This is a genomic window from Bradyrhizobium sp. Rc2d, assembly GCF_900099855.1.
GTDB lineage: Bacteria > Pseudomonadota > Alphaproteobacteria > Rhizobiales > Xanthobacteraceae > Bradyrhizobium.
Window position 1 is genome coordinate 1 of the sequence record NZ_FNCU01000095.1, and the last position, 9,041, is coordinate 9,041.

7 protein-coding genes, 1 tRNA gene and 1 pseudogene are annotated in these 9,041 nt (G+C 63.4%); 5 read left to right on the forward strand and 4 right to left on the reverse strand.

Annotated elements, in window-relative coordinates; genetic code table 11:
* The 3 genes from BLV07_RS45235 to BLV07_RS45245 all read left to right on the forward strand — a co-directional run.
* On the forward strand, positions 1-405 hold a 405-nt coding region (locus BLV07_RS45235), incomplete at its 5' end, for a ClpB D2-like domain containing protein (RefSeq protein ID WP_502690300.1).
* A 325-nt stretch (positions 406-730) separates the two neighbouring features.
* Positions 731-3,154, forward strand: coding sequence for an endopeptidase La (gene lon / locus BLV07_RS45240; protein ID WP_091899076.1), 2,424 nt, complete (start codon positions 731-733; stop codon positions 3,152-3,154).
* A gap of 59 nt (positions 3,155-3,213) precedes the next feature.
* The gene (locus BLV07_RS45245; RefSeq protein WP_091899071.1) at positions 3,214-3,618 is read left to right on the forward strand and encodes a GFA family protein; all 405 of its coding nucleotides are present in this window, start codon (positions 3,214-3,216) and stop codon (positions 3,616-3,618) included.
* Positions 3,619-3,707: 89 nt separating this feature from the next.
* Here BLV07_RS45245 and BLV07_RS45250 read toward each other — a convergent pair.
* From BLV07_RS45250 to BLV07_RS45265, 4 genes are all read right to left on the reverse strand, one after another.
* A tRNA-Val gene (locus BLV07_RS45250) sits at positions 3,708-3,784 on the reverse strand.
* Positions 3,785-4,016: 232 nt separating this feature from the next.
* Positions 4,017-4,379: a hypothetical protein gene (locus tag BLV07_RS45255; RefSeq protein WP_091899072.1), complete on the reverse strand. Its 363-nt coding sequence runs from the start codon at positions 4,377-4,379 to the stop codon at positions 4,017-4,019.
* 225 nt (positions 4,380-4,604) lie between these two features.
* The gene (locus BLV07_RS45260; protein ID WP_091899073.1) at positions 4,605-6,461 is read right to left on the reverse strand and encodes a caspase family protein; all 1,857 of its coding nucleotides are present in this window, start codon (positions 6,459-6,461) and stop codon (positions 4,605-4,607) included.
* A gap of 105 nt (positions 6,462-6,566) precedes the next feature.
* Complete coding sequence (locus BLV07_RS45265) at positions 6,567-7,658, reverse strand: acyltransferase family protein (protein WP_176946196.1); 1,092 nt, start codon at positions 7,656-7,658, stop codon at positions 6,567-6,569.
* A gap of 179 nt (positions 7,659-7,837) precedes the next feature.
* Between BLV07_RS45265 and BLV07_RS45270 the strand changes: the two genes are divergently transcribed.
* On the forward strand, positions 7,838-8,698 hold the full coding sequence (locus BLV07_RS45270; RefSeq protein ID WP_091899075.1) for a class I SAM-dependent methyltransferase: 861 nt from the start codon (positions 7,838-7,840) through the stop codon (positions 8,696-8,698).
* 177 nt (positions 8,699-8,875) lie between these two features.
* Positions 8,876-9,041 (forward strand): annotated as a pseudogene (locus tag BLV07_RS45275) (IS110 family transposase); the annotation flags it as partial.

Genomic DNA, 9,041 nt, shown 5'->3' on the forward strand with positions numbered 1-9,041 from the left:
GAGGACCTTCTGAAATACGGCCTCATTCCTGAGTTCGTCGGTCGTTTGCCGGTCGTGGCGACGCTCGAGGACCTGGACGAGACGTCGCTGAAGAAGATCCTCACCGAGCCGAAGAACGCGCTGGTGAAACAGTACCAGCGGCTGTTCGAGATGGAGAACATCGAGCTGACCTTCGCCGACGAGGCGCTTGGCGCGGTCGCCCGCAAGGCGATCGAGCGCAAGACCGGCGCGCGCGGCCTGCGCTCGATCCTCGAGGCGATCTTGCTCGAGACCATGTTCGACTTGCCGGGCCTGGAAGGTGTGGAAGAGGTCGTGATTTCGCGAGAAGTCGTGGAAGGCACGGCGCGTCCGCTCTACATCTACGCCGATCGGTCCGATCGCGCCGTCGAGAATGCCAGCGCCTGATTTTTTCGGCGCTGGAACGCTCCAATTGTCTGATCAAGGAGGGCTGCGGAAATGTATCTCCGCAGCCGGTGTTGCGTCGCTTACCTGCGTGCGTAAGCGCCTGATGGCGCGCGTTTTTCGATGACTTGACACCCCCCGGGTCGATAGCCACCTAATGTCGGCGGGCGAGCGAAAATTCTCTTCAAGATTCGCCTCAGTTCCGATCCGGCAAGCCGGTCCAACTCGCAAAAGGACCGACCGGTTCTGCGGATCACCTCGGCACCTCGTGGCGGTTGCGCATGATCAGCGGGCTGCGTGCGAGGGGGCAAAGCAAAAGGAAAAGGCCATGACTAATCCCAAACCCCGGCCAACCATCGTTCATGGCGCAACGCACGCTTATCCCGTGCTGCCGCTGCGCGATATCGTCGTCTTCCCGCACATGATCGTGCCGCTCTTCGTCGGCCGCGAGAAGTCGATCCGCGCGCTCGAAGAGGTGATGAAGAACGATGCGCTGATCATGCTGGCGACGCAGAAGAACGCGTCCGACGATGATCCGGCGCCCGATGCGATTTACGAGACCGGTACGCTTGCCAGTGTGCTCCAGCTCCTGAAGCTTCCCGACGGCACCGTGAAGGTGCTGGTCGAAGGGCTCGAGCGTGCGCGCGTGCAGAAATACACCGATCGCGCCGACTATTACGAAGCGACCGCCGTCGCGCTCGCCGACACCGACGCGAAGTCGGTCGAGGCCGAGGCGCTGGCGCGCTCGGTCGTGTCCGACTTCGAGAGCTATGTGAAGCTCAACAAGAAGATCTCGGCCGAGGTCGTCGGAGTCGTGCAGGCGATCACTGATTTCGCCAAGCTCGCCGACACGGTCGCCTCGCATCTCGCGGTCAAGATCGCGGACCGCCAGGGCATCCTGGAGACGCTGTCCGTCACCACGCGCCTCGAGAAGGTGCTCGGCCTGATGGAGAGCGAGATCTCGGTGCTCCAGGTCGAGAAGCGCATCCGCTCGCGCGTCAAGCGCCAGATGGAGAAGACCCAGCGCGAGTATTATCTCAACGAGCAGATGAAGGCGATCCAGAAGGAACTCGGCGACGACGACGGTCGCGACGAGCTCGCCGATCTCGAAGAGAAGATCTCCAAGACCAAGCTCTCCAAGGAAGCGCGCGAGAAGGCGCAGCATGAATTGAAGAAGCTGCGCCAGATGTCGCCGATGTCCGCGGAAGCGACCGTCGTGCGCAACTATCTGGATTGGCTGCTGTCGATCCCGTGGAACAAGAAGTCCAAGGTCAAGAAGGACCTGGAAGCGGCGCAAGCCATCCTGGACTCCGATCATTACGGGCTCGAGAAGGTCAAGGAACGTATCGTCGAGTATCTCGCGGTGCAGTCGCGCGCCAACAAGCTGACCGGGCCGATCCTGTGCCTCGTCGGGCCTCCCGGCGTCGGCAAGACCTCGCTCGGCAAGTCGATCGCGAAGGCGACGGGGCGCGAATTCGTGCGCGTCTCGCTCGGCGGCGTGCGCGACGAGGCCGAGATCCGCGGTCACCGCCGCACCTATATCGGCTCGATGCCCGGCAAGATCATCCAGTCGATGCGCAAGGCGAAGTCGTCCAATCCGCTGTTCCTTTTGGACGAGATCGACAAGATGGGCGCCGATTTCCGCGGCGATCCGTCCTCGGCGCTGCTCGAGGTCCTCGACCCCGAGCAGAACGCGACCTTCAACGACCACTATCTCGAGGTCGACTACGATCTGTCCAACGTGATGTTCATCACGACCGCGAATACGCTCAATATTCCCGGCCCGCTGATGGACCGCATGGAGATCATCCGGATCGCGGGCTACACCGAGAACGAGAAGGTCGAGATCGCGCGCAAGCATCTGATCCCGAACGCGGTGTCCAAGCACGGCCTGGACTCCAAGGAGTTCTCGATCGACGACGACGCGCTGCTGCTTTTGATCCGCCGTTACACCCGCGAAGCGGGCGTGCGCAATCTGGAGCGTGAGCTCTCCACACTCGCCCGCAAGGCGGTGAAGGAGCTGATGATCTCCAAGAAGAAGTCGGTCAAGGTCACCGAGAAGACTCTGGAAGAGCTGCTCGGCGTTCCGAAATACCGCTTCGGCGAGATCGAGAGCGAGCCGCAGGTCGGCATCGTCACCGGCCTTGCCTGGACCGATGTCGGCGGCGAGCTGCTGACCATCGAAGGCGTCATGATGCCCGGCAAGGGCAAGATGACGGTCACGGGCAATCTGCGCGACGTGATGAAGGAGTCGATCTCGGCGGCGGCGTCCTACGTCCGCTCGCGTGCGATCAACTATGGCGTCGAGCCGCCGCTGTTCGACAAGCGCGACATCCACGTGCACGTGCCGGAGGGCGCGACGCCGAAGGACGGTCCGTCCGCGGGCGTCGCCATGGCCACCGCGATCATCTCGGTCATGACCGGCATTCCGGTCCGCCACGATGTCGCGATGACCGGCGAAATCACGCTGCGCGGCCGCGTGCTGCCGATCGGCGGTCTGAAGGAGAAGCTGCTGGCAGCTGCCCGCGGCGGCATCAAGACGGTGCTGATCCCCGAGGACAACGCCAAGGATCTCACGGAGATTTCCGATGCGATCAAGGGCGGCATGGAGATCATCCCGGTCTCGCGCCTCGACGACGTCGTCGCCAAGGCGCTGGTGAAGAAGCCGGTGCCGATCGTCTGGGAAGAAGACACCAAGGTGACGGTGAAGCCTGATGGCGATGAGGCCGCCGGCGGCCTCACCGCTCACTGAGGCTCAGTGAAAGATGATAAGACGGCGCCTTCGGGCGCCGTTTTTGTTCGAGGTTGCTCATGCAGATCGACGGGCAATGCCATTGCGGCAAGATCACATTCGAGGCCGACATCGACCCCGAGGCGGTCTCAGTGTGCCACTGCACCGACTGCCAGACGCTGACCGGCTCGCCGTTCCGGGTGACCGCGATCTGCACCAAGGCGGATGTGAAGCTGACCGCCGGCACGCCCAGGGTCTACGGCAAGCGGGGCGACAATGGCCGGATGCGCTTCCAGCATTTCTGCGCCGATTGCGGTTCCCCGCTGTTCACCAGCGGCGAGGGCGACCAGGCTGACGATTGGGGCATCCGCTGGGGCAGCATCCGCCAGCGCAACGCTCTTAGGCCGGTCCGGCAGATCTGGTGCCAGTCGGCGGTGGTCTGGATCGATGCGGTGCCGGGGCTGCCAGGGAGGCCGAAGGATTGAGGTTGGCCTGCGACAAGCCTTCGCCAGCTTCGCACCAATGAGCGCCTCGGCTGGCGTGCCAAGCCGTAGCCTGCGAAGCAGGCGAGGGCTGGTGGGCGGTCACGGATTCGAACCGCGGACCCTCTCGGTGTAAACGAGATGCTCTAACCAGCTGAGCTAACCGCCCAAGTGCGCCTTCAAGTGCGCCTCTTTAGCGCCCCGGTGGGTGCCGAAGCAAGAGCCGAGCGTGCCGCAAACTGGCCTCCAGTTTGCGGCCTGGTCAGGGTTTTCATGCTGGACACGAGCAGCCCTGCAGCAGGCCCGCTGCAGGGCGATCCTCAGCGCGGATCTGTCGCCAGGCCGAGGAGGCGGCGATCGTGCTCGCGGCCGCCGTGCGGCGTCTCAACTCCCGTCCGATGTCAGGCCGTCTTGGTGAACATCGTCAGAACACCGTCGGCGATGTTGATCGCGACGACTTGGGACGAACTCAAGCCCTTGGCCTTGAGCACGGAGGCTGCCTGCGGTGTGGCGTCGATGGACTTCCGAAGCGACTGGATGTCCTGCTCGCTTGTCTGTGCCACGAGTTCATCGACTTTCGCGCGCACCGCCGGCTGCAATTCCTTGACGTCCACGACCTGTATGCTCCGGATCACCGTGCTGGATTCAGAGGACGGCTGTTCCGCGCCGGGTTGTGACGATGCGCCCTGTGCCTGCACCAGAGTAGGTGTTCCCAGGGAGAGAGCTGCAACGATGACGGATGCCGTGAAGCTGCGCATGGTCATGCCTTTCCAGTTTGAGGAACGGCGAACCTATCGAGGAAATCTGGTTGGCATCTGATTCCGATGTGGCCGTTCGGTGAAACCAATGCGGCCGCAATGCGCACAGAGGGTCCGCGGTTCGAATCCGTGACCGCCCACCAGTCTGCGCTCGCAGGTCGAGCGAGGCAGCGTCGTTCTCGTTGGGGCTAGCTTCAAGTTAAGCAGTACTGCTGGACGGTTACACCGCTGTCAGTTGCAAACTTCGACGTCGCCAGGTCCACTGCCGTAGCCACGTACCCCGGCTCTATTTGCCTCGAGCCTGCAGCCCGATCGAATTGGACGGCAACCGGCTGCATTGCAAATTATCTGTCCTGACGATTTGGCTTGCGGAGACGTTGGCGCAGCCTCCGTTTGTTTCCGCTCGCTATCCCGCCCTTTCGAATTATCGCGCGTCGCTATCGGCTTCTTCTCCTGCACCTTCTCGCACTCGTTCTCGTCATTGACGCGATAGCCCGCGCGGCAGGCGATCTTCACGCAGGCGTCGCCGTCGGCCTTGAAGCCGTGATCGCAAACCAGCGGGCAGACGCGGCCCGGCTTGGCCTTGATCGCGTCCAGCGCATCGAAGCTTGCCAGCTTGGCGTCGAACTTGGTGCCGGCATACTTGTTGAACAGCGTCAGCGAACGTTGTGACGACGCATTCCAGTCACCGTCCGCCGATGCTGTCAGGCATCCGACGCGGCGCAGCTCCGACTGCACCAGCTTCGTCGTCTCCTGCGGCGACATCGGCGGCGGGGTCGAAGAGGGCGCTACGGCCGCGACCTTCTGCTCCGCGTTGGCGGCGGCTTGTTTCTCGGCGGCCTGCTTGGCGGCTGCCTCGGCCGCGGCCTTGTCGCTCGCGAGCTTCTCGGCCAGCGCCTTCTCGGCTGCCTGCTTGTCCGCGAGTGCCTTTGCCGCTGCCGCCTCGGCCTCCTTCCTTCGTTGCTCGGCTGCGGCCGCCTTGGCTTCCTCGACCTGCTTGGCCTTCTCGGCGGCGAGACGCTTCTCCTCGGCCGCCTTGGCTGCGGCCACCGCCTTTTCCTGCTCGGCCTTGGTGGCGCGCTCGGCGGCGAGCCGGGCCTTGGCGTCTTCTGCCTGGCGCGCTTTCTCGGCTGCGGCGGTGCGCGCCTCTTCGGCCGCGACGTTCTTCAATTGGGCGCGGGCGAGGCCGGCATAGAAGCCGTCGGGATAGGCTTGCAGGAAGGCTTCCCAGGCGTCCCGGTTTCCCGCGTGCAGCGCTAGTTCGTAGTCCCGGCGGATCGCATCCTGCGGGCTCGCTTGCGATCCTGCGGCGACCGGCTTGGCGGGGATCAGCGACACGTCATCGCCGCCGAGCGAGCCGTACACATACGGCTCCTGCTTGTAGCCGGTGTTCTTGAGAACGTCGTCGCGCACGAATCCGAACGCCTTGCGGAGATCGAGCCCGGGTGTGGGGAGGCGCTCGACCAGGGCTGCGGCAAACGGGCTGTTCCTGGAGTCGCCGTCCGAGGCCGTCGAGCCGGCCTTGGCCGCAAAGGCGATCATGGTGTTCGGGCTGGTCGGCTCGACCTTGGCGAGGCCGCGGCCAATGGCGCGTGCGGCGACCGTACGCTTCATCGTCTTGGCGAACGGGTTGTCGCGGCAGGCATCGAGAATGACGAGCCGAAGCTGCTTGGCCGGCTCGATGGCGAACAACACCCGGTCGAGCGGGAAAGCTTCGTCGAAGACGTCGGTGTCGGTTTCCAGCGCGGCGTCAGTGGGTATGAGATAATTGTTGCCGTCCAGCTCGATGCCGTGGCCCGCATAGTAGATCACCGCGACATCGGCCTCGCGGGCCTTGGCTCCGAACTCGCGCAGCGCCTTGCGCATGTCGACGACGCTAAGGTCGAGTTTGACATCCACGGTATCGAACCCGGCCTTCCTAAACATGCCACCGACCAGCGAGGCGTCGTTCACCGGGTTCGTCAGCGGTGGCACGCTCTTGTAGGCGGAATTGCCGATGACAAGCGCGACGCGCTTGTCCGCCTGTGCCGGTCCGCAGCCAAGATAGAATGCGCCCAATAGAAATACGAAAATCCGAATCGCGCCCATTGCAGCCCCAAATCGCAATGTGACCAGAGTAGTCGGAGCATGCCACCAAGGCAAAGCCCGCTATGTGACCAATGTCACAGGGGGCTGCGCCGCCGTGGGCCATATCTATCGGATTGGCAAGTCCTGGGGCATGACGTCGCCGGCGTTGGCAGCGGCGGAGGATTTGACTGCCGCGAGCTGCCATTGGCGAAGCCAGGCGAGCGGGTGGGTCAGGAAGGCGGTCAGCGGCTTGAGCGTGGGCCTCTCGACAAGTCTATAGACCAGCCAGGCTATGCCCGTGAGGAAGCCTGGCAGCACGACGGCGCGAATGAGCAGGGCCGACCTGTGGTCCCGGCCAATGTGGGCCCAATGCAGGATCATGTTTCCGATGTCCTGATGCAGCAGGTAGAGCGGATAGCTGATGACCCCGATGAACGCCAAGGGAACGGCCAAGGCGCGAAGCGATCGAAGCAGGACATGGTCATAACGCGCGGCAAGATAGACCGCGGCGGTGCCGGACCACAGCAGCAGCGACCGGTACATCTCGATCGCGACTGACGGCTGCTTGACGTTGAAATACAGATGATAGAGCTCGAGCGAGAACGCGATGACGATTCCCATGATCGCCTCACTGCTGCTCCCCCTGATGAGGGCCGCCACGCTCATGCCGGCAATGAAGAACGGGAAGAAATCGTTGGACGTGGCATAGTCCGTGCTGGTGGTCAGGGTCCGGAAGATGGTCACCACGCAGAGCAATGCCAGCAGGCGTTGTTTGAGCCCCAGCGCCATCATCATGAAGCAGAAGAGGTAGAACTGAAACTCGATCTGCAATGACCAATAGGCGCCGTCGGGCAGATGATAGTCGACGTGGAGGACGTTGAGCGTCGGAAGCGCGATGAGCGTATAGGCGTATTCGAACCAGTTCACCTCACGGCCCGCTTCGACCAGCTCGGGCATGAGATTCTTGAACAGCATCGTCAGTAGGCCGCAAACAATCAACGCCGGCAGCAGGCGGCCGAGCCTCTTGGCATAGAAGTGCCACGCCGATTGCGACGTCTCGACGCTGAACGCGATGCAATAGCCGCTGATAATGAAGAACAGCAGGACGCCGAACGTGCCCCGGTTGAAAACCTGGGCCGGGACGAAATGATAGAGCAGCACCCATATGATAGAGATTGCGCGCAGGCAATCGATGCCGACTGATCGTTCCGACTTCAAGGGGTTTTCTCCTGTTCCCTGAGTTAGCGCAGGGCCGCTTGGCCGTGTCAACTCAGCTTGGCAGAGCGGCGTCAGGGCCGATCGTGTCCCGTGCGGAAATCGGCCTTGCGGTAGACAACGACATGTGGATAAGCGTCTTGGGCCGGGCGCGGACGTTCGGCCCTGTCGCGGAGAGAGTGATGGAACAGCCTAGCGGACACGAGCTCAACGCCGACCAGATCGCCTATTGGAACGGCCCGAGCGGGCAGCGCTGGGCTGATCGTCATGCGGTGCAGGAGACGCTGCTCGGGCCGATCGCAGACGTGCTGATCGATCGTGCCAAGCCGAAGCCGGGCGAGCGCGTGATCGACGTCGGCTGCGGCTCGGGTGCAACGACGGTCGCGTTCGCGAGGGCGGTGGCGCCTGATGGCTTTGCGCTCGGCCTCGACGTCTCCGATCCGATGCTGTCGCAGGCGCGCGCGTTGGCGCCGAAGGGGCTGCCGCTCGATTTCGTGCTGGCGGATGCGACCGTTCATCCGTTCGAGCCGGCGAGCTTTGATCTGCTCGCCTCGCGCTTTGGCGTGATGTTCTTCGCCGATCCCATCGCGTCCTTCGCCAATCTCCACCGTGCGCTGAAGCCGTCCGGGCGGCTTGCCTTCGCCTGCTGGCGCGAGCCGAAGGAAAATCCGTGGATGATGGCGCCGCTGATGGCGGTCTACAAGCACGTGCCGAAAATGCCGCCGGTCGGACCGGAGGAGCCGGGCCCGTTCGCCTTTGCATCGGAAGAGCGCGTGATGCGCATCCTGAAAGGTGCCGGATTCGTGGACGTTGCAATGGAGCCGCACAATCCGGCGATGGATATCGCGATCGGCGGCGGGCTCGATGCCGCCGTCGACGGCGCGCTCCAGATCGGCCCCGCCAGCCGCGCGCTGCAAGGTCATCCGCCGGAGACGTACGCGGCCGCCAAGGCTTCGATCCGCGACATGCTCGCCCCGTTCCTGAAGGGGCAGTCGGTGACGTTGCAGGGCGCGATCTGGATCGTGACGGCGAAGGCGACGTAGGACTCTCTTTCCGCCGTCATTGCGAGGAGCTCTTGCGACGAAGCAATCCAGAGTCCCTCCACCGACGCATTTCTGGATTGCTTCGCTGCGCTCGCAATGATGGGATGGACGGCCCCCGAACGGCATCGGTGTGCCAGACTGGTGATGTTGAGTCGAACCAGACAAAGGGAGCCGTCCATGACGAAGATTAGCACGATTGGGGTTGATCTGGCGAAGAACGTTTTTCAAGTCCACGGGATTGACGCGTCGGGAGCTGTGGTGGTGAGGCGCCAGCTCAAGCGAGCCTCGGTCGAGAAGTTTTTCGCACAGTTGCCGCCGTGCCTGGTGGGCATGGAGGCTTGCG